Source organism: Pseudomonas sp. PDM21, from assembly GCF_014852505.2.
Taxonomy (GTDB): domain Bacteria; phylum Pseudomonadota; class Gammaproteobacteria; order Pseudomonadales; family Pseudomonadaceae; genus Pseudomonas.
This window is the reverse complement of the sequence record NZ_CM181223.1, coordinates 1,980,220-2,002,069: the sequence shown is the minus strand read 5'-3', so window position 1 is coordinate 2,002,069 and position 21,850 is coordinate 1,980,220. Positions and strand designations below refer to the sequence as shown.

Sequence of the window (21,850 nt, the reverse complement as noted above, 5' to 3'; positions counted from 1 at the left end):
AACATAGACGTATGTGACGCCGCCTCCGTGTGCGCTCTCAGGCTCCTTGAACAGGTTGGCCCCATCGGTTCTCCCGCAGAACGGGCAACTCTTAAGCTCGTATTGCATTGCGGACGCCTCGCAACGGGGAAACGTCCTGATCTTACGCCGCAATTCCCGCCCGCTCAAAGAGGTCTTCGTCGCGCTTCTTCAGCTCGTCCAGGGTGTAAACCTTGCCCTTGTCGTTGGTGAACTTGTCTATGTCCACCTTGCCGTCACGGAAGAGCTTCCCGCGAGTGGCGCCAAGCACTTCGTCTTGGAACGCCGCAGGCTTGTTACGCAGCCAGTCGCTATAGGTCACGTCGTCGGCGACATAACCATCCATGCTGGCCTGAGTGCCCTTGCCGATCTCTTCCTTGGTGAGCCCTAGTTGCTCCCAGGACTTGATCACCGGGGTTGAAGTGCTGCGGCAGTTGATATGCCGCGGCGGCTGCGGGCCTTTGCCGACCGGGAAGGTCTTCCCCGAGAGGCTTGCGCAGGTGATCGTGGTCCGGCCGTCCAGTGTCGCCAGGAACTGCCATTCGTCCACCAGGTCGTCGTTCTCCGCGTAGAAGGCTTGGCGCGTGAAGTTCGACAGGTGGTTCACAGAAGTCCGAACGATCGCCTCGGCGTTGCGGCGGTCGATCTCCAGCAGGCCGTCTGCGTAGCCGGCGGTGCGACTTCCACGAATCCGGCGAACCATCTGGTCAACGGTCTCCCCTTCCACGAACCCGATGCGGACCGCGTCGCGCACCCGAGTCATACGATCAGCCTCGAGGTCCTTGGTGAACTCCGACAGCAGCTTCCCCTGGAATGGCCTGGCCATCGCGGCGGCGTAGACCTGCTGCGCGTTAACCGAGTTGATCGGCACCACCACCTGGACAGGCTCCGGGATGGTGTTCAGGAACAGCTTGTGCTGGTAGTCCGCCTCATAGGCCACATAGGCCTGCATTTCGGCGTCCAACTCCCTCCGGAGCGCCTGATAGGCCTGCGCGTTGATCTTCTGCACCGATTGCAGGAGCTGATCCAATCGTTGCACAGTGAAGCTGCCAGGCGGCATCTGCTCGATCGCTTCCATCAGTTGGCCGAAGAGGTCTCTGTCGACCCTGTTCAGCAGCGCGATCATCCGCTGGACGACACCGTTGCTGAAGCGCTGCAGGCTGACTGCGTGCGCAATCTCGGCGTCGGCCAGCTTGTCGTTAACCGTTGCCACTGCCGGCGCCCATCAGCCCGAGCGGAGGACCTTGCTGGTCGATGCGCTCCTTCTCCGAATCCCAGTCCAGTTCGCTCGATAGGATGCCGCGGCGCTGGTACTCGCCGAAGAGGGTCTCGTCGGAGAGCTTGCCCTGCACAGCCATGCTCAGCAGGGTCGGCATGGTGGTCTCCGGTGCGAAGTCCGTCTCGAAGTTGCCGCGGGCCTGAACGTGGCCACCTTCAGCCTCGCCGATGTAGTCGGCCATGATCTGAAGAACCTGGGCGACGGAGTCTTCGAACTGCCCAGACATCATCTGGAGCGGCGACATCTCGATTGCGGCGTCTTCCTGGGCCTGCTCTGCCGTCTTCGGCGCAGCATTCTCCAAGCGCAGGAGCTTGGCACCGGCGATGCGCATCTCCTCGATCATGTCCTTGAGGGAATCACGGCCGGCCTCGATAGCCTTCCCGCCGTGCTCCACGTAGGAGAGCTTCGCGTCCGGGTTGTCGTTCTTCGCCAGCGTGCCACCGCCGATAACGATGGCGTGGCTTTCCTCGAAGCCAGCACCAAAGAGAATCGGCACCCGGGCGTAGTGAAGGATCGTGTCCTGGTCGCTCTGGCTCTGCCAGTGCTTGACGTTCAGGTAAGCCAGTTCCATCAGCGGCGGCTTACCGGTGAGGAATCCGGTGCGCTTGGTGTAGAACGGCACGATCGGGATGTAGGTGAGGCTGGAGGTTCCTTCCTCGTGGATATACCAGCCATCCTTTCCGGCTTGCCGGTAGATGGTCCAACTGCCCGGCTCTAGCACGCGGATCTGCGCGACAGCCTTCTGGCCGAAAGCGCCCTCGTCCTCGTATACACACTCCTCGTAGCGGAACTGCAGGAGCTGGCCGCCCGATTCCTTCCAGCCCAGGACCTGCTCAGGCCGGATGTGGATAGCGTATGGTCGTGCGCCAGTGGTAATGACGTCCGCCTCGGTGACGATGGTTTCGCCTTCCGCTTCGCTCGCCGGGCTCTGCGGGTAGTCGACGTAGACGAAGCTGATCGACTTTGCCAGGGCGTCCTCGAACCAGCCGCGGCCGAACACAGTGCCGTTGTTGCCCTGCTGATCGATGTCCTGCCAGTACTCGCGCAGGCGCGGCGGCACGTCATCCATCAGGTGGATCGGCTCGGCGAATACCCGGCTGCCCATGTTCATCACGGTTTCCGAGTAGGCCGGAAGCAGTGTGGACGACAGCAGACGGCACTTGTAGGACTCTGCGTCCTCCGCCGGCCAGCGCGGCAGCAGCTCTTCACCCGCAACGCGCATCGCCCCAGTCCCGCCCATCAGCGGACTGACGATGGCCCAATGGGCACGCATCTTCTGCACGTCGGCACTGACGATGCTCGGATCATCGCTCATTGAGTTACATCCTTAGAGGCTCTGAGGTGGCAATACGGCGGACAATCGGGAACTGGTTGTGAATGAAGTAGCCGCCAGCATCGTTCGCGTGGTCGGCGCCCTGCGACTTGTCGGGCTCTCCGCTCTCGGCCCACACCTGCTGCTCCAGGCAGTCGGCATAGGTTGGGCAGCGGTCTGCATTCACCAGATAGCGGCGCTCGCCGTTGGCGTTGCAGAACATGGCATTCATCGCGTTCACCCGGTCTTTGACCGGAGGGTTTGCAGCCGGCGCCTTGACTTGGAATCCAGCCTGCTTGAGCAGGGCCAAGTCAGTCGTGCTGGCATTCACCGACTTGCGCGAGTCACCCGAAGCGTCCGGGTAGACGATGATTTCGCAAGTCTTCTGGTAAGTGTTGCCGTCGAAGCGCCAGTAGCGCTCCTTAATCTTTCGGATCATGTCTGGCGTGTCGTAGCCATTCATGATCTCGTCCACCGCCCGCGGCAGGCCATCACGCTTCACATGGGTCACGGCGGACATCTTGCCGACGTTGAAATCCATGCCAATGTGCAGCACCTCGCCGGGCTGTCGCTCGTCAGAGCAGCCATTCAGCCTACGGTCAAAGGCGTGGTAGACCGTCCCCGACGTAAGGTTGACGAACTGCCCTTCCAGGTATGCCTGGATCAACTGCGGCGGGTAAGACTCCATCAGAGAGCTGATGTAGTCCTCTGGCAGGTTGAGCTCGTTGTCGTAGGTGCTTGCCTGGATCAGCCCGTACAGGTCAGCAAGGTTAGGCTTCTCACGGAGCTGTTTCACGAACTGCTGGTGGACGAACTTGAAGCCTTCAGGCGTCGTTGCGACGTCTACGCCATTTCGCAGGCCATCTACGTTGTAGCGCATGCGGGCGATGATCTTGCGCCAGGCATGCTGGGCCTTGGTGACCGTAAGTACGTCCAGCTCATCAACTAGGCCGTGCCCGATCTTGAAGCCAACGATGGTCTGCGGCTTCTCCATGGATCGGCAGATGGTCGTGCTGCGATATTTTCCGCCAGCGTAGAACTCAACCTCTTTGTCGCCTTCCTTCGTCTTGACCTTCAGGCCCCAGTCGAAGGCGACTTCCTCGATGGTCGGGAAGAAGATGTCGCGGATCTGCGGGTACGTAGGAGCGAAGTACCCTGAGTTGATCCCGGGCCACTCCCAAACGTGTTTGCAGATCCCGGCAGAACCTACCCAGGTCTTGCCTGAGCCGAAACCAGCAACGAACGCCCTGAACTTGTGCGGCAAAGCCAGGAACTTGCCCTGCGGAACGTTAAGCGTCGGCATCGCGCTTCCTGGCGTCGACGATCTCGACCTCTACCCGGGTGGGCGGTACGTCATCAGGGCCGGAATCAACCTTGGCCTGACGGTTCACGTACATGTCGCCCGCTTCCTTCGCGGCCTGCTCCAGGATCTGGAGGGTCAGGCGAGCGTTCTTGCTGCTTTCTGCCTTCTCGGCTAGGCGGCCCAGTGTGCGCAACCTGAAAGCTCGGTTCGCAATCGGAATATCAGCAGTATCCTCGCGGAATCGCTTGCGGGTATCGTGGAACAGAGTTACCCACTTTGCCGCCAATGTTGAGCCAGCACGCTTCGTTGGGTCGTGCGTCTCACATTGCTGGCGGCTTATCTCGATACCAAATTCATCTTTGACGGCCTGAACCACCTGAGACGGCGTATCGAAACAGGCCAGAGCCTGAACGATGAAGGCTTTCACCTCATCTTTGAGCGCTGCCATAGATTCGAATCCGTCTAGTGCCTGTCAAATATCAGGCCGACTTCAGTAGGCAGGTTCCGCAGGCCCTCGCGATGTTGATCTTCGCCACCTCGGGCGGGTTGTTTGCCGCCTCTACCAGGGCCTTAACCCCTTCACTGGCGCCATAACGGCGAACCACACCGACGAACTCTTCGACGTCGTGGCCGCGCAGCTTGAGCTTGGGCTGGCCTTCATCGGTAAACTGCGGCTCACCTTCGGCATTGAGCTTCTGGGCCATGTGGTAAAGCTCGTGCTCCACCAAGGCGCAGAACTCGGCATCCGAGCACTCTGCGCAGTAATCTGCAGCCAGGGTTATCAGGAAGCTCGGGATATACCCGAACCACTGGAGCATCTGCTGCTCCTGCCTACCCTTCTGCCATGCACTACAGCGGAAGGTGACCTCTTCGCACTGGCCTAACACCAGGCGACCTTGCTTCTCGAAACCAGACGCCGCCCATAGGAACGCTATCGGCGCATCCTCAATGTGAGCGTGATCTTCGTTGCGGAGCTGGCCACCTTCCAGAACGAAGGTCTCCATTGCCCACTGCAGAACCTCAGGCGCCGGAATGTAGGCATCAGCCCAATCAGCGCCTTCGGCAAACTGGCCGATAGTTGAGGGCGGCATAGGGCGCATGGTTAGCCCTGGGGCAGAGTGAAGGTGCGGATCAGGCCGCCAGTGCAGGTATCGCGCTTCGCTGCTAGCTCTACTGCCTGACGGGCAGATGCACCCATGTCGAATGCGGTATAGGCATGATCAGACCCACTTCCAATGGCGTATGGGCGATCAGGCAGAACCTCGCTCTCGTACACGCGACCGTCTGCAAAGGAAATCAGGGACAGCTTGTCTTCACGAAGAACCAGCGCCCTAGCATCCATATCGAAGCCAGGGATCTCGCCGAAGTAGGCAGAGATCAGCAGATCAATGTCAGCCGTTGATCCAGAACCGAAGAACAGCACCCCATTGCGCTCGCGCTTCTTGTCAAAGTCGTCGTAAATCACGGTTCCGCCGGCAGTTACCAGCGAGTCGTATGCGATCACGCCGTCTCGATAGGCAATCGTAGTCATGGCGCAACCGATACAAATTCTTTATGTTCTGAGTCCAAGCCGGTCCTGCCGGGCACCTCTTGTACAGCTCCGTCGATGAGAACGGAGACATTCATTCAGCTATTCCGCACGAAGGCATGCCTTGACTGGGCTTTGCCCTGAAGTGGTCAATGGTCTGCCCGTTGGCGTTCTCGATATAGATGGCGTTGTAGTCAGCCATGCTGAAGTGAATACCTTTCTCCACATCGTATATCGTTGCGACGCCGGGATCGCTGTCGCAGGACTGCTCAGACCACACGACGCGATATGCGCCCTCACAGGGGTGGCAGTAACGCTCGCCGTCGCGCTTGATGGCTTTGATGGTGTACATGAGGCTCATGGTGTCTCTCCTTTCTTGCTGGTGATATCGGTGTGTCGCCACGCCTTGGGTGAAGCTAGTTCGCGAAGAGTTTGATCAGCCATGCGCCCAGCCCCATCAGGAACAGCGCGATGCCGGTGAAGAAGCGCATGCAGGCGACGATGACGTCATCCTTCCTGTGCGAGCCGATGTAGATCCAGAGGCCGGCGAGGCAGAGGAGCAGGATGATCCAGTTCATCAGTCGATCTCGCGGCCAACCTTGAACATGAAGGTCGGCTCATTGCCGAGCAGACAGTTGCAGATGCCCTCGATGTAGGAGAACACCGGCATCAGGTAATCCAACGGAAGCCACTTTGCAAAGGCGAGCGGCGCATCGCTGTCGATGTCACCCATCCAGAGCGGAATTCCGTAATAGCTGGCGTGATGAGTGCAGCCAATGGCCTTAGCTTCGCTTGCAGTCGTATAACCGAGCATCAGAAAGCCCTCACTTCAGCAGCGCGGCCTTAGCCACCGTGATCAGGTCGCCAACCATCTGGATGAAGTTCTTTCCGCCCTTCCGGTACTCGGCGTATGCGAAGAAGCCGCGGACCATGACCCACCCAGGTAGGCCACAGGCGAAGACCATGCCGAGCAGGGCGCAGAGGCCGAACACGTCATCAGCCCATGCCATGAGCCCGAAGGCCTTGATCAGTGCAGCACCACCACCAATCGAACCCACCAGGGTGCAGATCAGCGAGACGACGAACTCTTTCACCGTCTTCGGGATGGTAAGCGCCATGACCACCACAGCGGCCAGCGCTGCCATGCAGCCGAACGCGCCGAGCTTGTACAGCGCGATCCCGCCAGCGGCAGTAGTGGCCGGCTCAGTCATGTCGTTCAGCCTCATAGGGAGAGTTCCTGCGACCATCGCCGGTCGGGCACTGCGGAAATAGGTTCAGGCGGCCGGCGCTGAAATCCGGCATGATCTCTTGATGATGGAGATCGCACGTCTAGCCCGTGCGCGAATCAGCTTTCGCATTCGCCTGAATTTGGTGCCGCCACCAGGCATCGAACCCGGGACCTGCCGATTACAAGTCGGCTGCTCTACCGGCTGAGCTATAGCGGCTTGAAGAAAACGCCGGACGGAGGGCCGGCAGCGCTGGGGAGCGCAAAAGTGCATTCAAGTGCCGATTTCGGCCTCGGAAGGCTGGAATACTGGCACTTCATTGCCGATTACCTTCATCGGCAGAAAGCGTATGTGCTTCCTGGCGTATGGGTAGTCGTCGGGATGGATCAGGATTCGCTCAAGATGGATCCCCCTTCGCTGCGCTTCGAGAATCCAGCGCGAGATGCGAAGGTCTAGGTCCATCGAGACTCCAGAAACAAGAAGGCCCAGCTATGTGCCGGGCCTGTGCGCTACTTGCGTAGCATGGGAAGAATTCTGCTCGCTTGTTCGTTCGTTGTCAACGTGTATTTACAGCATTCATCTGGCGATTTGTGAAGGCACTCGACTGGAGAGGAACCTATCCTGCTTCTCCACCCATTCGCGATGAAGAGGGTCATAGAACTCTGGCGCCATGAACTCCTCCGGCACATCGACGGTGAAGCCAATCTTTGCGGCTATCACTGCTCTGCAGATCGCAGTTTGCGCCGTCTTGCCAGGGATGTACTTGCCATTCTGCTTGTAGATGGCGCGCCATTCGTTCACGAATCCAGCCTGCACACCCATCGCGTACTTGTCGATCAGTTCGCCGGCCTGCTGCCAGTTAGTCGATGGCGAATAGGTCAGGTCGCTCTGATCGCGCCCCTCGATTCCGGCCATAAGCCAGTCCATGGCTCGGTCAGTGATGAGCAGGTTGGGGATGGAGATCATTTTCATCATGCAGCCTCGCTAAAGAGGAGTTGGTCTTCGCTCAGCAGCGGGGTCGCCGCCTTGATCGCCTCGGTTACCTGATCCTCCAGCCACTTCCTGGTGATCGACTTCCAGCGGCGCAGGGTGCCTTCCGGCGTGCCGTCCGTGTCCCATGTGTGAATCTCGTAGAACGATTCAGGCAGGCCATTGCGCGAGGTCTTCACGCCATCCTTCACGCCACGCTTCGGCGGGATAGCCCAGGCAGTGACGCACTTCATGCGGAATAGGTGGTGCGCAGGGGTAACGGCGCGCGGTGCAAGCCAGCGTACCGAATCGACTACCTCGCGGTCGTTGATGCTGTACTTGGCCACCAGCACGCTCCAGTGCTCAGGCTTCAGCTCACGGTGCAGCATGGCGCGGGTCATGGCGTCCTGAGCAAGGCGCTCAGATGCAGTCAGCGGGCAAGGATTCGCAGCAGGCGGCTCCTCCTGATACCCAGCCTCATACCGGCGCTGCCAGTCAGCCTTCTGCGTGCCGTCGATGGTCTCGATGCTCATGATTCGTGCAATAGCGTGCTCTGCGTCGCGATAGATCATGTCCGTTCTCCCCAGTTCAGACCGAATAAACAGCGCGGCGAAGGCTTGCCTGAGTTCCAGGCATGGCCTTGTCGATGATGTCTTTGACTTCCTCAGCGGTGATGGTGATGCGCCCCTTCTCGCCGTAGGTCTTTGAGCGAAGCACAGCTGACAAGCACGCCCGGGAACGCCACCCGCCGTCGTGTGCCCACTTGTCCGATGGGGCCAGCTGCGCCCAGGACTCAACGGTTACGCCTGGCATCTCCTTGGCCACCATGCGGTGGTGGATGTGGCCAATATCGATGTAGCGATAGGTGGATTCACCCCAATCCCGGGCGAAGTCGGTTGCCATGACGCTGACCAGTTGCGGCGGCTTGCACTTGTCACTGTGGTGGCACATGACGAAGGTGTTCCCCATCCGGTAAGGGATGAACACGCTGGAGTTGTCCAGCACGTGGAGGCGCTTGTTGTTCTGGTAGACGTGGTTCAGGAATACGCGCATCCAGACGTCATTGGAGCGCGAGTGGTTGCCCTGGTTGACGATGACATCCACGAACTGGAACTTGGAAAGCGCCTTGTCGACGATGGTACGCATCACCCGGGCGCACACCTCAATCATCTTCGGATAGCGGCTGTCGTAGTCGAAGTCGTGGCCCGACTCGCTCTTTGCAGTGAAGTCCTGGTAGTGGCTCATATCCCCCAGGTCCTGGATCACGCAACGCTCACAAGACGGAGCCCGATCGATCAGCTTCTGCATGGCCAGGGTCAGCTCACGCTCAGCGATCTTCAGGTCGAAGTTGTGCCCGACCTCGTTCGAGTGCGCCAACATGCCGACGTGGGCGTCGCCGATTTGGAACCAAGGGATGATGTCGGAATCCAGTTCGCAGGATGGCGGATCGATTGCTGGCAGCGGTTCCGACTCGCTCAGGAAGCCAGTAGTGAATGCCTCCATCAGCTCCTTCTGGCGCTCCAGATCGATGTTCGACTTCACCCATTGAAGGATCGGCTCACCTCTCTTGTAGAGCGTGCTGTTGCCTTTTAGGTGGAAACCGTCAGGAACGCGGTGATGCATGTTGTGCTCTGGCGACCAACCAAGGCGAGCAAGCCGCGCCTTGTGGTGCCACATGCGCCGCTCGTGGATGCCGATGAAGGCAGCAGCCTCTGCAACGGTGCGGCCAGTCAGTGCTGCCATCAGCTGCTCATCGGTCGCTTTGCGTTGAGACATCAGGCTTGCTCCTGTGCGTTGTCAGCGATGGTGTAGTGCTTCGGCGCCTTGTCGGAGAACAGGCCCTTGAGGCGCGCTACCTGCGGAGTCAGGCTTTCAACCAACTCCCGGTAACCGGCACCGTTGTATTGGCGGTCATCGACGAGCTTCCCGGCCGCTTTGGCATCAACTAGGATCGCCAGGCAGGCCAGGGCATTGGCCAAGTGCGGCGACCCACTGTCCGGAGCGCACTCTTCCCCTTCAAACCACGCATCGAGGTGACGCTTACAGGCGTCCACGTAGATGGATGCGCGCACTCCAGCCTCTCGCCAGTTGCTGCGCCCGTACTTCAGCATCCCCTCGAGCAGGCCGATGCAGCCCATCGCAGTGGCAGTAGTCGGCCACAAGTGCAGAGGCAGCTTTTCGCTTCCAATGAGGTCCTTCGGGTTAGTCGGCTTGACGTCGCTCATGCACTCTCCCCTTTGCGATGAAAAGTCTTGTCGTACCAGCGGTAGAAGTACTGCGCGGAGGTGATACCGATAGATCCGCCAAAGCCGGAGATCACCAGGAAAGGGACGGTATCGATGCGCGAGTGAGCAACCGCCCAGATGTATCCGAACTGCGCGAGCGTGATCATCCAGGACACCACAAAGCCCGCGGCGATCTTGTCGTCACGCAGTAGCTTACTGTTCAGTCCAAGGAGGAAGACTTGCGCGAAAGCGGAGGTGAAGATCAGGACGCCCTGTGCTTCCGGTGTCATCACGCGCCCTCCGGTTCAAATTTCACCTGATCGAACTCAAGGTCAGTCATGATCCGATGAAGAATGGCCAGCATCTGATCGCGCATCAGCTCCTGCTCGACGCCTGAGTTCCATGCGGCATGGATGGCGCCATAGACATGCTCCTGAAAGTCAGAGCGGGCCTTGAGTAACGTTTCGAGCTTGTCCTTGCGCAGTTGAACGACTTCGCTCATTTCGTACCCCCTGATAATTCCGTGATCTTGAAGAAGCGCCATGTTCCAGGCGGCGTATTCGGTAATGGTCATGCAGTTGCTTTCTTCACTTCTCGCAGTAGGGCGCGGTACTCAACGGCAATGGCCTTGAGCTCTTCGATGGTGTGCTTGCGCGGCTCCTGATCGGCTTCCAGGGCCTCGACAGCCTCCACGCCAATGCGCTCGATCAGGCCGGCGCGGAATCCCTGCGCAACGGTTAGCCCCTTCCTGGCGTACTTGCTGGAGCCCGCATTACAGGCCTTGCACTGCAACCAGATATTGAGCGGCTCCAGTCGCAGCTCTGGGCGAGCCCCCTTCCCGAGGAAATGGCCTGCATCGAAAGCGCCCCCGGTCTTCCACCCCTGAGCGGCCTGCACCTCTGCCTGGGTCTTGCCGCAGCTGATGCAACCGCTGCCGATGGATAGCTCGTAGGTGCGCCGGTAGTCACGCACGGCCTTCTCTGCATCCTTGAGGTGATCCGCCCTGCTCTTCAGCTTCTCCCGGCGAACCTTGATCTCCCGGCGCTCGCGCTGCTCGATAGCCTTCTTGCCAAGGTTCTGGATGCGCTTGTCCGCTCGGCCCACGACCAGGGCGCACGCATGACTGCAGACCTTCTCAGTCGACCGGTAGCGCGGGACGAACTCCTGGCCGCACTCGGCGTTCTGGCACTTCTTGGGCTTGGGCTGGCGGGTGGAGAGAGTCATGCTTCCTCCTTCTCAGCCGGGAAAACGGTCCAGTCCCCGATTCCGCTCCAGACTCCGGCGCCTCCGTAGTGGCTCACACCGCCCTTTGTTGAGCCAAGCAGCGTGAGGAAGATGTCTCCCCATACCACAGGTGCGTGCATCCAGCGCGGATAGCGCAACTCACGGAAGCCATGCTCCTTTCCGCAGGCCCATGCGAAGCGCGTGAAGGAGGTGGCGGCGGCGCAGGCATAGAGCACTGCGCCAATGCCCCGGCCAAGTTTCACGCCGAGCCAGAGAGTGGCTCCCATGCCGGCGGCGAGTAGCCAAAGGATGAACAGCTTTTCCATGCTCATACCTCCACCTCCTTCGCCTTCTGCTGCTCGGGCTGGAAGTCGCCGCGGAGGGGCATGAGCCATGACTGGCGGCAATAACCTTCGCTGACAAAGATCTTCCCTATCTCTGGGCCATCTATTCCGAAGGTTGTACGTACTGCTAGGTCCTTTTCTCCGCTAATCGACCTTACAAGCCACCGCTCATGGCCTGCTGGAATGAATGAACCTCCTTCACCCGCTATCGCTCGCTCTCCGGCATATTCGACGAGTTCCACCGCCTTCCCGATATTCTCTTCTGCCGGGGAATAGATGATCAGCGCCATGTCTCCGGCCTTGAACTTGCTCACGCCGCAACCTCGCTCAGCAGATCGTCGAATACCACGCCCTTCTCTGTGAACTCGGCCACGATGGCGTCGGTGTAGGCGATGCCCTGGGCGCGGTTGAAGAGGCGTGTCACCGGGAATCCATCCGGGCCAAACATGGCGCACGGGCCCATGAGGCGCAGCTTCACTTCGTAGGGAAGGTCCAGGAACAAGCGATTCCAGCCGTCCCGGAAGTCGGCGTCGGCCTTGCGCATGATCGGCACGCCGAAGTGGAGCTTGCAGTACCGGCGTGCGTCCTCGACGTCATCCATGCCCATCTGATCGGAGATGCGCTGGTACATCGCGAACCAGAGGGCGTTCTGATCCAGGGTGCGGTCCTTGCCTGGGCGCATCGACACCACGACGAAGCGGTTCTGCTTGTACATGGCGGTCAAGGCGCTGATGGCACGCGACAGCTTGTCCGAGCTGTTGACGCTGATCTTCTCGGTGTTAGCCATGGCGCTGATCCTCCAGCGCCATCTCGGCAAGCAGCATCAGGATGTAGAGCCAGAAGATCGGCCAGAGCAGGATGCAGCGCCACGGCCGGCTGCTACCGGCAGCGAGGGCAGTCAGGAAGCAGCCAACCAGGTAGACGGTCACGATTGCCTCAGCCATTGCATGCCCTCCTCTCCACTTCTACGCCGGCATCGCCGCGCTCAACGATCTCGTCACCGATGACGCCGTTGGACTTCATAGACTCGAAGGCCTGGTAGGCGTCCCGATGGTCGTCGGCGAGGATGATCGCCACCCGGTGGACGCCGTTGTGGATGTACTCGATCTCGAATTCAGCCATCACGCCACCTCCGCAGTCGGCCAGATGGAGCGCGCAACCTGCAGCGGGTCGCAGTCTTCCATCAGGATCATCGTGAATGCCGGGCGGCCCGGCAGGATTACCTTCCAGCAGCGCTTCATGCGGCCACCTCCTGAACACGAACGCCAGGCCCAGGGTTTCGGCGCAGGAAAGAGGCGATCGCCCATTCAGCCTTCGATGTTGGTGAATGGCAGGCGACCTTGGGAGCGTTCAGTTCTTTGTGGTGATCAGCTCGAGAAGCCTCGGCCGCAGATCGCCCCACCATCTCGAGCAACACCTCCTGGAGGTAATCACCGATCATCACCGCGCCAGGGTGCTGATGTTTGATGCCTGCGCGGAGGTACTTGTTGAAGTACTGCTCGCCTAAGCCGAGACGGATCAGCTTTCTGAACTCAAAGGTGGAGAACTCAACGAAGCCTGCTGGACCAAGGCATCCAAGCATCCCACCGCAAACCCCGTCCAAGGAGAACTGCATGTCTCCCCAAGCAAAGATGACCGGGCAGCCAGTCGCTTCCTGCAGATCGCGGCCCTTTTCCAACTCGGTCTGAGTCGGGGCTGGGCCTTTCACTTCCAGGTACACGCCGGCGCCCGGAAGGTAGAAGTCGGGCAGATACCAGCCATGCCGTGTTTCGACTACCTGAGGCTCGTAGATCCAGCGAATCCCCAGCGCATCCAGCATCGATGCCCAGCGGGTTTCGGAGTGCGACCGCATCCAATAGCCCTGGAACTTGTGGATGGAGCTACCCATTTGCCACCTCCCGCGCTTGCAGCTGCTCTGCGGCAGCGATCAGTTGTGCCTTGCGCTCAGCGAACTTCCGACGCTCGCAGCGCGCATCCCAGCGGCGTTGAATCTCTTGGCGGCGCTTGCCCTGCTCGACTACCTGCTTCACCTGCTGCCACTTCTCCCGAAGCGCGGGCGATGGGGCTACGCCGTTACCGGTGATCAGCCCAGCGATTGCCTGACCATCACCAGAGATCGGCTCTTGTGTGTGCTGCGAAAGAAGGAGCGCCGCCTCTGGAGCCGGTAGGCGGCCCAAACGCTCGGCGTCACGGATCGCAGTCACGCGGCATTGCTGGTCATGACCCAGGGAGATCACCCACTTAGCCGGCTGCGAGAGCTGCCGCGCAGCGGTAGTTAGCTTTGCGTAGGCCTCGATGAAGGCCATGCGGGCGCCGACTTTGTCCTTCGCCTGGAAAATCGGGAGTGCCGCGGCAGCGGCCTGCTGAATCTCCGGCGTCATCAGGACGGTGGATGCTTCGTCGAATGACTCCAGAGCGATTGCCCAGGCCTCGTTCGGCTCAGGACGTCCGTCGGCCGCATGGATGCGCTGCAGGATCGATGCGAGTGTCAGCTTGCCGGTCAATTCGCGGCGGCACGCGCGCAGAGCGTTGGCGATGCCCTCGGCCGGAAACTCGGCGAGGTCATGAGCCATCATCTCGGCGGCAGAGGAACTGATCGTCTGCCCGAGGGTTTCTGCCGTGGCGACGATTGCGGCTGCGAGTTGGGCTCGATCAGCGGAGGAAAGCATTGGCTACCCCTCCCTGACGATCGATGATGTTCTCAGCGGCCTGCTGTGCGGCGTTGATGTTCGCCTGGGTCTGCTCGAGCTGGCGGGCAGTCGTGGAGTTCATCTGACGGTTGGTTGCCCACTGCGTGTGGTACGCCTCCGCCCTGGCGAGCAGGTCACCGATGCTGTGGAAGTTGTTGATCAGGCGGGCATCGTTGATACCGACGTAGAACGCAGCGACTTTCGGTGCTTCGGCCTGACCAAGGCGGTCAACCAGTTTCGCGAGTTGGCCGGCGACTGTTGCGTTCCAAACCGGCCAAGCGCCCTTGTAGCGCTTGCGGTAAGCCATGGCGTAGTTCGCCCAGACCTTGAAGGTTTTGCAGGACTGGTCTTTCGGGCCTGGCATGTCGACGGGGATATCGCAGCGCGGTGCATCCTGGTCGACCACCAGCACCAGCGAGGTCGGCGCAGCGGGCGAAGCCGGCTCGGCCGAAAGTACCTGACTGGTACCCTGATTCTTGGTTACCTGATTACTGGTATCCTGATTTGTCGGAGATTTTTCCGACCCTTCTCGGATTTTTTTCCGACCCACATCGGAAATTTTTCCGACCTTGATCGGATTATTTTCCGACCCTCTCGCCTTCTTAGGATCGGATTTTATTCCGACCTCGGACGAATATCCGACCTCGGATTTTTTTCCGACCTTGCGGCTGTATTTCTCCGCGCCGTTGAGCTTCCGGTTCCACTCCTGACCTTTCTCGGTGATGCGCACCAGAGTGATGCTGGCGGTGCTCGAAAGGCCGATTACCCCTACTGCAGCCAGCTGCTTCAGAAGGCGGTACGCGGTGTCTGATTTATCAGTAAGCAACGGCAGTTCTTCGATGATCTTGGCCTTGCTCAGCGCGTAGAAATCACCGTCAGCCGTCTGCACCAGTTTCGCCCAGGAAGGAGACTCGTATACGAAGGCGAACAGCAGCGCTTGCTGCGCGTTCAGCCCCCACTCGAGTGCCTTGGCCTGGTTGATGGTGACGGTGAATTGCATTTCAAACGGCCCGACCAATCGGCATGTTGCGAACAGCTGCCAGGAGCTGCTGCTGAGCCTTTTGCTCGGCGGCGATGGCGTTCTCGATGTCCTTGCGCTCCTGGGCGGTGAGGATTCGATCTTCCAGGGCTTCCATCACGATCTGCGTTGTAGACGCGGACTGCTTCAGGCTGTCCATCAGCGCCTGGATCGGCGTCTTCTCGGTCACCACGTAGCCGCCGACCAGGTCGTAGCCGAAGTCGTTGGCCAGGGCGCGCAGCGAGCGATGGTCCTGGCTGTGCAGGTTGATCTGGTAGAACTGGGCGAAGGTCAGCTGGTGGCCTTCGTTCTGCGGGTTCGAGCGCTGCAGGAGCGATACGTGCGACAGGCCCATCTTCGGAGCCAGCTGCTTGGCGCAGGCTTCAAGCACCGTCTCGTGAATCGATTGCTGAATGTTTTCCATCTGTAAAAACCTCTCGGGTCTTTCCGTGGAGCCCTCGCCTACGCGCTGGCAACCTGTCATCACTCGATCAACCGACAGGGAATTCCCCATGGCCGACCTCTCCGAACTTCAGGGCGAAGTGCTCGCCCTCCGCTGCTTCGTCGCAGCCTTGATCTCTACCGCTCCGCTCGGTCAGCAACTGCGCGTCTGGCCGGCGTTCAATCACTACTCAGAACTGGTTCAGGACCGGATGGATGAGGCAGGCAAAGCCGCGTTCAACCATGCGGTCGTAAGGCTGTCGGCTAGGCGGCAGTCTTCGAGTTCTGCGTCGGGAACGGCTTGATCTCTTCCGCAGAGAAGGAGCCGTCGGTGTTCTCGGTGACGTAGATGTCACGGCCGACGCGCAGGGCTTTGTTCAGCGCGCCCTGGGTGAGCCCGAGAAGCGCTGCAGCTTTGGTCTGCCCCTTCTCGGCAGCGAATTCATTGAGGGTTATGCGGTGCATTGATCTGCTCCCCATGGTGGCTTTGGAGAACAGATTATCTCCCATGGCGATATTTAGCAACTCCATTGGAGATAGGCGATTATCTCCGCCGGGAATACGATCAGGCGATGAAGAAAGAACGACGCGAACTGGAAGACTGGGAGAAGCAGGAGTGCGCAGCGCTCAAGGCTGCTATTGCTGATTTCAACGCCGGGAAGCCGCGCGAGAAGCGAGTCACTCAAGAAGAGCTGGCCCACGAGCTGAAGATGAGCCAGGGCACCCTGAACAGCCACCTGAATGGTGGCCGGCCGCTCAGCAAGGAGATGGCTGCGAAGATTTATCTCTTCATGGGCATTCCCGCCTCCCGCTACAGCCACCGCCTCGCCGAAGAGCTTGAGGATCTGGCCAAGGCGGTTCCCCAGCCCAGTCAAACCACCATCGACCAAGCACCGCTTGGAGCCGGTGCACAGGCCATTGGGCTGATGGCTGTGGCATCTGAGCGAAGCCGTAAAATCCTGGAGCGGATTGCGATTGCCGCAGACCAGGGCCGATTAACGGAAGAAGACCTTGCTCTACTCGGCTCCATAGCCGAACGATTCGAGGCTAGGGCGCCTGCGACTGAGCGCCCTCCTCTCCCTAATGCAATGCAGAAGCAAAGGGATGCGCTGCGTGGCAATAAAGACCCTTCCGAGTAGTGCTTTCAAGGGCCCGCTGAGGGCCCCTGACATGACTGGCGATAGCCCCATCTTCCGGGGAATCGTCACGGTCGATAATGTTGACCATCGCTGCTACATCAAGCCGGCGACGGATCACATCCGATGTCCAGTGTCGGGCATGATGCTTGTGAACCGAGCGCTGCCTGCAGAGGTGATCGGGCATGTGCTGGCGTCCATCTGCGGGTTCAAGGTTGCAGATCCAGCCGGAATCGTTCTCCTAACTCAGGAGCAGATCCCTGCTTCGGTGCTGAATCGGCTGCACCCCCAGGAAGACTACTTCTGTTGGTTCGGGCGAGACATGGAGCACCCGAGCCTCAGACAGAAGCATCTTGGTTTCGAGGCGTTCAGCCCGCTTATGGAGGCGCGTCTGCTTCGCCTGGCGAAGGAGCTCTCCAAGCATCCTGAGCTCGCCAGGTTGATCGCGTTTGATGAGTGGCTTCTAAACTCAGATCGCAACCTAGGCAATCTGCTGCAAACGCGCCGCGGGGAGCTGATACTGATTGATCACGAAAGAATCTTTGTCTATCCAAACTGGACACCTGGCTCGATGGGCAAGCACCCAGACCCAGCTAGAAACAGGATCAAGGACTTGGTAGACGTCGCCATCCTCAGGTGGAGCGAGCAGCTGCCAAATAAGAGCGCTCGCGTTTTGGCCTACAATGGCTTCGCCGTCAGCTTCCGTGACAGAGCCGCGAACGAGCTCCGTGAAAATCTGTCAAAATTGCTTGATCGAGACGAGATCGAAGCAGTAATCGACCTACTTGAACAGCGACTTGACCCGGGCGCCTACGCCCGATCCGAAGGCCTCATCGTATGAACTCATTAGCATCGCTTCGCTCGCAATTGCGAGATCAGGCTAAGGGGCCCAAGGTTGCTGGCCATTGGAGGCCTATCAGCATCCGACTTGACCAGGACGTCGATGAATTCCTGAACGTTGGCGTCGTCCTGAGCTATTCGGGCAAAGCTGAGGTTCGGATGCTGGACAGCTTTGATCGCATCAAATGCCTGTATGACGACAGGATCGATAATAGGGAACTCCAATTCCTGCTTCAGGACATAGAGAGCTCTCTGATAAAAGCAGGCGACAACTTTCCAGATATATTGAGCGAAAGCATAAAGCTTGGGCCGCCATTGTTTGCATCTGGAGAAACTCCTGAAGAGATAGTTGACCGATTCTTTGAGGCTGCTGTCACGCTAGGAAGGCCGCGCGGAAAGATAAATGATGCAGGCTTTAGATACAGATCAACGCCTAAGCTCAAATCAATAATTATTGATAAATTGACAGAGACTCTCGGAATGAGAGCATCTGAGATCGTGCAAGACGAAAGATATCAATTGAAGATGAAGTCAGGGCACGTCATTGAAATTGACGTACCACTACTGAGCCAGAGCGCTTCAGGGCACATCGTGTCGGCGTGGTACAAGAGTCCATTGGTGGTTGACCACAACTTGCTGCAGGCTTCAGCCGATCTCAACCTGATACGCAGCAACACCGATAGGCAGCGTGCATCTTTATCTGTTCTTGTTCCAGGCGACGATTGCGGAATGGACATTAAGGAGCTTTCAAAGCACCGTGATGTTCTCCACAAGCAACTGGATAGACTGGACAAGTCAGGCATAGAGATTCTTCAAGCTGATAGCGAAGACAAATTGGCTGAATTGACAACAAATTGGTGGAAAAACATAGCCTGAGCTAACTCCTGTAATTGCAATTACAGGAGTTAGCGATCCATGGAGGGTTCATGCGAAAACTTATCGCAGTTATTGCCATATCGATGCTGACCGCTTGCGGTCATACCCAAGTTGCCTACACCCCCTCCCCGCGCGCCGGAATGGACACCAAGCAGGCTGCCTCGATCGTCGAGCAGGGTTTCTATGAGGACTACGGCAGCGAGAAGGCCCAGTCCGCCATGGTGACGCCCGAGTACATCGCTCTATCGAATGGCACCGTCAGCCGCGGCGTGAACGTCGGCCAGGCGTCCGCCTACAACGGCGTTGTCGTCGGGCTCGGCTCGACCTTCATGACGACCCAGGAGATCAACCAGCGGATCTACTACCGCTCCGTTGGCGCGATCCAGGTGTACAAGAAGAACATGCGCGACAATCGGTACGCGGTGATCATCCGTACCTCGGAGGGCGCCAATGCCCGGCGCATATTCTTCCGCTCCGAGTCGCGCGCCGAGGAGTTCGCCGATGCCATGGAGTACCTGAAGCGCAGCTATGCTGCAGGCACTCTCGCACCCCAGGCGCCGGCGGCTTCTTCGGGTGCTGCGCTCTCCCGCGAGCAACAGATTCAGCAGCTCCAGCAGCGCAACCTGCCCTATGAGCAGTACCAGCAGGAATACCGGCGAATCATGTCGAACTGATCGAGGAACCGCTTCATGGAAAGAAACTGGGATCTGATCCGCGAAGTCCTCGTGGAGGTTGAGGCGCTCAACCCCACCCGCAACGAATACATCTCCTATGGCCCGCTGCTGAAGAAGGTCGACTCCGCTAAGGATGTTGAGGCGATTCGCCTTTGGAAAGCTGGCTTCATCACCGGTGTGGATGCCGGTACATCAGACGGTGGCGACGAGGTGATCGCCCAGGAGTTGACCTGGGCCGGCCTAGATCTGCTCGACACCATTCGGAGCAAAGCCGTATGGGAGCGCGTGAAGACGGTCGCCAAACAGAAAGGCATTGAGCTGACCTTTGACTCAGTGAAAGCGATCGGAAAGCTGGTTCTCGCAAGCCTCCTAGAAAACTAACCCCACCCCGCCCCTCCAAGCCCGCCTAGTGCGGGCTTTGTCGTTTCTGCGCCACTCACTTCATCGGCCGGCGATCTCCTTTGGAAATATTTTATCTCCATTGGAGTTGACGAAAGTATTTCCATGGGAGATATTTATCTCAACGCCGAGCAACACACCGCCGGCCAGGCCGAGAGGCCGCAGCTCTTTAGCTCTACCCAAGGCAGCGATGGACAGGCCTCAACAGTCCAGAGGGATGGCAACTCTCCCGGGCGTGCAGCGTAAAGCGCCAAGACGAGTTTTCCGGCAGGCAGAGACCGTGGCTGGAGGAACAGACGAGACACTCCGCGCGAGACGCCAGATTGCTGAGCGCGGCGGGAAACACCGAATCGAATTAGCGCGCCGAGCTTCGGCTGAAGGCGCGCCGGACCTCATGCACCCTGCCCCATCACCCGGGCGCCTGCTCTGTAGCGTGCATGTTGTAAGGACCTGTGATCCGCAGCGAAAGCAAGTTGGCTGATTGACGCTGCGGGGAGGAAGAGCGAGCCCAACCATAGAGAACCCAGAACCTGCAATCAGCAGCGGGCGCGGGCATCGCCAGGGGTGTTTCCTGGATGACAGCCGGGAACAGACCGGCAACCGATTTCTCAGATGCCCTTCGCAAGAGGGGCATCGAGGAAGTCAACGAACACAGCCCGGGAGGGCAAGACGATGCGCAATCACAAAGGCCAATTCGCAAGCACCAAGCAAGCCATGGCAGCTGACCTTGAGGGCTTCATCTCCGACTGGAAGCACTGGGCGCTGGCCGCATTCCGCAGCGGAGACCGTGAAGAAGGCATGCGCTGCAAGCGCGAGATGGACGACTGCCGCCAGAAGCTGGCCGCACTGACCGCCTAACCCCACGTCCCATTTGGAGCGGAAGCGATGCCTGCACGCAACAAACCTGAGAATTTGCCGCCCTTTGCTCAGAAGGTGCTCAAGAAGCTTAAACGCTTCGAGGAATGCGCCGAGGATCCCGGCGCGGACGGCATAGACATTGGTCGGCACTGGCTGGATCTGCTGACTCAACTCGCCCTGCTCATTCGCGTGCAGCGAAGCCCGGCAATATGGGAAATCAGTCAGCAGGGCGAGGACTTGCTTCGCGACTTCGATCCGCGATAACCGCCGCCCTGCCGGTAGCAGGGCATCACCAGCTCCAACCCATTTGCCCATCCGGGCGCCCTATCGCCCAACCCAGGGCAAACCTAAAACGGAGAATCGCGATGGCGAGCAAGAAAGCTGCGCAGGGCACTGCTTTGGTTTTGAGAACCTGCAGTGCGGATATGACGAGCTACGGCGGCTTTCAATGGCCGAACGAAGTTGGCGCTGTTGTTGAGGCGCCAGACTGGAAGAAGAACGACGAATGCGGCAACGGACTGCATGGCTGGCTGTTTGGTCATGGCGATCACGGCTGCAGCTCCAGCATCAAAGAAGAAGGCGCGAAGTGGCTGGTAGTCGAGGTGATCCTGAGCGACACCATCGCACTCGGCGGCAAGGTCAAGTTCCCGCGCTGTACCATTCGCCACATTGGCGACCAGGCCAGCGCTACGCAGTTCCTGGAAGAGAACGAATCGCGCGCTAAAGACGTAGCTGTGATCGGTGCATGCCGCCAAGTCGGCGAGAAGTCTGTCGTACAGGTTGGTGCACTCGGCACCGCCTCTGCCGGGAACGAGGGCACCGCCTCTGCCGGGGACTGGGGCACCGCCTCTGCCGGGGACTGGGGCACCGCCTCTGCCGGGAACGAGGGCACCGCCTCTGCCGGGAACGAGGGCACCGCCTCTGCCGGGGACTGGGGCACCGCCTCTGCCGGGGACTGGGGCACCGCCTCTGCCGGGTACAAGGGCACCGCCTCTGCCGGGTACAAGGGCACCGCCTCTGCCGGGGACTGGGGCACCGCCTCTGCCGGGAACGAGGGCACCGCCTCTGCCGGGGACTGGGGCACCGCCTCTGCCGGGAACGAGGGCACCGCCTCTGCCGGGGACTGGGGCACCGCCTCTGCCGGGAACGAGGGCACCGCCTCTGCCGGGGACTGGGGCACCGCCTCTGCCGGGAACGAGGGCACCGCCTCTGCCGGGTACAAGGGCACCGCCTCTGCCGGGGAGAAAGGCGAAATCAGAATCCGCTACTGGGACAGGAAGGCCGAGCGCTACCGCACGGTAGTTGGCTACATCGGCGAAGACGGTCTTGAGCCGAACACCCCTTACAAGCTTGATGACAACCGCAAGTTTGTGAAGGCGTGAAGAGCATGCCCCTCCCGCAGGGGCATTCACTTGGAGTCATGAGGGGAGCGGTCTGAATCTGCAGGCTGATGCAGCGGTGCCGGGGTTGGACTCCCCGGGGGTAAAGAG

General features: G+C 59.6%; 36 protein-coding genes and 1 tRNA gene. 8 read left to right on the top strand and 29 right to left on the bottom strand.

Annotation, left to right across the window (positions count from 1 at the left end; translation table 11 throughout):
• Positions 1-142 precede the first annotated feature (142 nt).
• From IB275_RS09615 to IB275_RS09475, 29 genes are all read right to left on the bottom strand, one after another.
• A complete protein-coding gene (locus IB275_RS09615; RefSeq protein WP_192318887.1) occupies positions 143-1,231 on the bottom strand; it encodes a phage head morphogenesis protein in 1,089 nt (362 codons plus the stop codon).
• The gene (locus IB275_RS09610) at positions 1,218-2,612 is read right to left on the bottom strand and encodes a DUF4055 domain-containing protein (protein ID WP_192288961.1); all 1,395 of its coding nucleotides are present in this window, start codon (positions 2,610-2,612) and stop codon (positions 1,218-1,220) included. The genes IB275_RS09615 and IB275_RS09610 overlap by 14 nt, the downstream gene beginning before the upstream one ends.
• 4 nt (positions 2,613-2,616) lie before the next feature.
• Positions 2,617-3,912 (bottom strand): terminase large subunit domain-containing protein, encoded by a 1,296-nt coding sequence (locus IB275_RS09605; RefSeq protein ID WP_192288963.1) that lies wholly within the window; start codon positions 3,910-3,912, stop codon positions 2,617-2,619.
• Positions 3,899-4,360, bottom strand: coding sequence for a DUF2280 domain-containing protein (locus IB275_RS09600; RefSeq protein ID WP_192288965.1), 462 nt, complete (start codon positions 4,358-4,360; stop codon positions 3,899-3,901). Before IB275_RS09600 ends, IB275_RS09605 begins: the two co-directional genes overlap by 14 nt.
• 31 nt (positions 4,361-4,391) lie before the next feature.
• Positions 4,392-5,012 (bottom strand): putative metallopeptidase, encoded by a 621-nt coding sequence (locus tag IB275_RS09595; RefSeq protein ID WP_192288967.1) that lies wholly within the window; start codon positions 5,010-5,012, stop codon positions 4,392-4,394.
• A gap of 2 nt (positions 5,013-5,014) precedes the next feature.
• Positions 5,015-5,443: a proteasome subunit beta gene (locus tag IB275_RS09590; protein ID WP_192288969.1), complete on the bottom strand. Its 429-nt coding sequence runs from the start codon at positions 5,441-5,443 to the stop codon at positions 5,015-5,017.
• A gap of 91 nt (positions 5,444-5,534) precedes the next feature.
• Positions 5,535-5,801, bottom strand: coding sequence for a hypothetical protein (locus IB275_RS09585; RefSeq protein ID WP_192288970.1), 267 nt, complete (start codon positions 5,799-5,801; stop codon positions 5,535-5,537).
• A 55-nt stretch (positions 5,802-5,856) separates the two neighbouring features.
• A complete protein-coding gene (locus IB275_RS09580; protein WP_192288972.1) occupies positions 5,857-6,018 on the bottom strand; it encodes a hypothetical protein in 162 nt (53 codons plus the stop codon).
• Positions 6,018-6,254 carry a hypothetical protein gene (locus tag IB275_RS09575; RefSeq protein ID WP_192288974.1) on the bottom strand — a complete coding sequence of 79 codons (237 nt, stop codon included), beginning with the start codon at positions 6,252-6,254 and terminating at the stop codon, positions 6,018-6,020. The genes IB275_RS09580 and IB275_RS09575 overlap by 1 nt, the downstream gene beginning before the upstream one ends.
• A gap of 10 nt (positions 6,255-6,264) precedes the next feature.
• Positions 6,265-6,666, bottom strand: coding sequence for a hypothetical protein (locus IB275_RS09570; RefSeq protein WP_192288976.1), 402 nt, complete (start codon positions 6,664-6,666; stop codon positions 6,265-6,267).
• Positions 6,667-6,809: 143 nt separating this feature from the next.
• Positions 6,810-6,885 (bottom strand) — tRNA-Thr (locus IB275_RS09565).
• Between the two features lie 54 nt (positions 6,886-6,939).
• A complete protein-coding gene (locus IB275_RS09560) occupies positions 6,940-7,128 on the bottom strand; it encodes a hypothetical protein (protein WP_192288977.1) in 189 nt (62 codons plus the stop codon).
• Between the two features lie 114 nt (positions 7,129-7,242).
• Positions 7,243-7,641, bottom strand: coding sequence for a phage protein NinX family protein (locus IB275_RS09555; protein WP_192288979.1), 399 nt, complete (start codon positions 7,639-7,641; stop codon positions 7,243-7,245).
• Positions 7,638-8,207, bottom strand: a complete 570-nt coding sequence (locus tag IB275_RS09550; protein WP_192288981.1) for a hypothetical protein — start codon at positions 8,205-8,207, stop codon at positions 7,638-7,640. The genes IB275_RS09555 and IB275_RS09550 overlap by 4 nt, the downstream gene beginning before the upstream one ends.
• 16 nt (positions 8,208-8,223) lie before the next feature.
• Complete coding sequence (locus IB275_RS09545; RefSeq protein WP_192288983.1) at positions 8,224-9,411, bottom strand: oxidoreductase; 1,188 nt, start codon at positions 9,409-9,411, stop codon at positions 8,224-8,226.
• Positions 9,411-9,860, bottom strand: coding sequence for a dATP/dGTP diphosphohydrolase domain-containing protein (locus tag IB275_RS09540; protein WP_192288985.1), 450 nt, complete (start codon positions 9,858-9,860; stop codon positions 9,411-9,413). Before IB275_RS09540 ends, IB275_RS09545 begins: the two co-directional genes overlap by 1 nt.
• Entirely contained in the window at positions 9,857-10,150 is a 294-nt protein-coding gene (locus tag IB275_RS09535; protein ID WP_192318890.1) for a hypothetical protein, read from the bottom strand. The genes IB275_RS09540 and IB275_RS09535 overlap by 4 nt, the downstream gene beginning before the upstream one ends.
• On the bottom strand, positions 10,150-10,434 hold the full coding sequence (locus tag IB275_RS09530) for a hypothetical protein (RefSeq protein ID WP_192288989.1): 285 nt from the start codon (positions 10,432-10,434) through the stop codon (positions 10,150-10,152). The genes IB275_RS09535 and IB275_RS09530 overlap by 1 nt, the downstream gene beginning before the upstream one ends.
• The gene (locus IB275_RS09525) at positions 10,431-11,084 is read right to left on the bottom strand and encodes a recombination protein NinG (protein ID WP_192318893.1); all 654 of its coding nucleotides are present in this window, start codon (positions 11,082-11,084) and stop codon (positions 10,431-10,433) included. The genes IB275_RS09530 and IB275_RS09525 overlap by 4 nt, the downstream gene beginning before the upstream one ends.
• Positions 11,081-11,410 carry a hypothetical protein gene (locus IB275_RS09520; RefSeq protein WP_192318896.1) on the bottom strand — a complete coding sequence of 110 codons (330 nt, stop codon included), beginning with the start codon at positions 11,408-11,410 and terminating at the stop codon, positions 11,081-11,083. Before IB275_RS09520 ends, IB275_RS09525 begins: the two co-directional genes overlap by 4 nt.
• A gap of 2 nt (positions 11,411-11,412) precedes the next feature.
• Positions 11,413-11,742, bottom strand: coding sequence for a hypothetical protein (locus tag IB275_RS09515; protein ID WP_318653026.1), 330 nt, complete (start codon positions 11,740-11,742; stop codon positions 11,413-11,415).
• Positions 11,739-12,215 carry a hypothetical protein gene (locus IB275_RS09510; protein ID WP_192318899.1) on the bottom strand — a complete coding sequence of 159 codons (477 nt, stop codon included), beginning with the start codon at positions 12,213-12,215 and terminating at the stop codon, positions 11,739-11,741. The genes IB275_RS09515 and IB275_RS09510 overlap by 4 nt, the downstream gene beginning before the upstream one ends.
• On the bottom strand, positions 12,208-12,372 hold the full coding sequence (locus IB275_RS09505; protein ID WP_192318902.1) for a hypothetical protein: 165 nt from the start codon (positions 12,370-12,372) through the stop codon (positions 12,208-12,210). Before IB275_RS09505 ends, IB275_RS09510 begins: the two co-directional genes overlap by 8 nt.
• Entirely contained in the window at positions 12,365-12,550 is a 186-nt protein-coding gene (locus IB275_RS09500; protein WP_192318906.1) for a hypothetical protein, read from the bottom strand. Before IB275_RS09500 ends, IB275_RS09505 begins: the two co-directional genes overlap by 8 nt.
• Positions 12,551-12,665: 115 nt before the next feature.
• Positions 12,666-13,316 carry a PDDEXK family nuclease gene (locus IB275_RS09495; protein ID WP_192318909.1) on the bottom strand — a complete coding sequence of 217 codons (651 nt, stop codon included), beginning with the start codon at positions 13,314-13,316 and terminating at the stop codon, positions 12,666-12,668.
• Complete coding sequence (locus tag IB275_RS09490; protein ID WP_192318912.1) at positions 13,309-14,097, bottom strand: hypothetical protein; 789 nt, start codon at positions 14,095-14,097, stop codon at positions 13,309-13,311. Before IB275_RS09490 ends, IB275_RS09495 begins: the two co-directional genes overlap by 8 nt.
• Complete coding sequence (locus IB275_RS09485) at positions 14,081-15,118, bottom strand: phage replication protein (RefSeq protein ID WP_192318915.1); 1,038 nt, start codon at positions 15,116-15,118, stop codon at positions 14,081-14,083. Before IB275_RS09485 ends, IB275_RS09490 begins: the two co-directional genes overlap by 17 nt.
• A gap of 1 nt (position 15,119) precedes the next feature.
• Positions 15,120-15,560, bottom strand: coding sequence for a phage regulatory CII family protein (locus tag IB275_RS09480; protein ID WP_192318918.1), 441 nt, complete (start codon positions 15,558-15,560; stop codon positions 15,120-15,122).
• A 281-nt stretch (positions 15,561-15,841) separates the two neighbouring features.
• Positions 15,842-16,042, bottom strand: a complete 201-nt coding sequence (locus IB275_RS09475; RefSeq protein WP_192318924.1) for a Cro/CI family transcriptional regulator — start codon at positions 16,040-16,042, stop codon at positions 15,842-15,844.
• 107 nt (positions 16,043-16,149) lie between these two features.
• Here IB275_RS09475 and IB275_RS09470 point away from each other — a divergent pair, with 107 nt between their 5' ends.
• The 8 genes from IB275_RS09470 to IB275_RS09435 all read left to right on the top strand — a co-directional run bounded on the left by IB275_RS09470 (position 16,150) and on the right by IB275_RS09435 (position 21,742).
• Positions 16,150-16,716 (top strand): helix-turn-helix domain-containing protein, encoded by a 567-nt coding sequence (locus IB275_RS09470; protein WP_192318927.1) that lies wholly within the window; start codon positions 16,150-16,152, stop codon positions 16,714-16,716.
• Positions 16,717-16,747: 31 nt separating this feature from the next.
• A complete protein-coding gene (locus IB275_RS09465) occupies positions 16,748-17,554 on the top strand; it encodes a hypothetical protein (protein WP_192318931.1) in 807 nt (268 codons plus the stop codon).
• The gene (locus tag IB275_RS09460) at positions 17,551-18,429 is read left to right on the top strand and encodes a hypothetical protein (RefSeq protein ID WP_192318934.1); all 879 of its coding nucleotides are present in this window, start codon (positions 17,551-17,553) and stop codon (positions 18,427-18,429) included. The genes IB275_RS09465 and IB275_RS09460 overlap by 4 nt, the downstream gene beginning before the upstream one ends.
• A gap of 50 nt (positions 18,430-18,479) precedes the next feature.
• Positions 18,480-19,103: a hypothetical protein gene (locus tag IB275_RS09455; RefSeq protein ID WP_192318990.1), complete on the top strand. Its 624-nt coding sequence runs from the start codon at positions 18,480-18,482 to the stop codon at positions 19,101-19,103.
• 15 nt (positions 19,104-19,118) lie between these two features.
• Positions 19,119-19,484: a DUF2513 domain-containing protein gene (locus tag IB275_RS09450; RefSeq protein WP_192318937.1), complete on the top strand. Its 366-nt coding sequence runs from the start codon at positions 19,119-19,121 to the stop codon at positions 19,482-19,484.
• A gap of 732 nt (positions 19,485-20,216) precedes the next feature.
• Positions 20,217-20,360, top strand: a complete 144-nt coding sequence (locus tag IB275_RS09445) for a hypothetical protein (RefSeq protein ID WP_192318940.1) — start codon at positions 20,217-20,219, stop codon at positions 20,358-20,360.
• Between the two features lie 27 nt (positions 20,361-20,387).
• Positions 20,388-20,624, top strand: coding sequence for a hypothetical protein (locus IB275_RS09440; protein ID WP_192318943.1), 237 nt, complete (start codon positions 20,388-20,390; stop codon positions 20,622-20,624).
• Between the two features lie 101 nt (positions 20,625-20,725).
• A complete protein-coding gene (locus IB275_RS09435) occupies positions 20,726-21,742 on the top strand; it encodes a DUF7666 domain-containing protein (protein WP_494514427.1) in 1,017 nt (338 codons plus the stop codon).
• Positions 21,743-21,850: the final 108 nt, after the last annotated feature.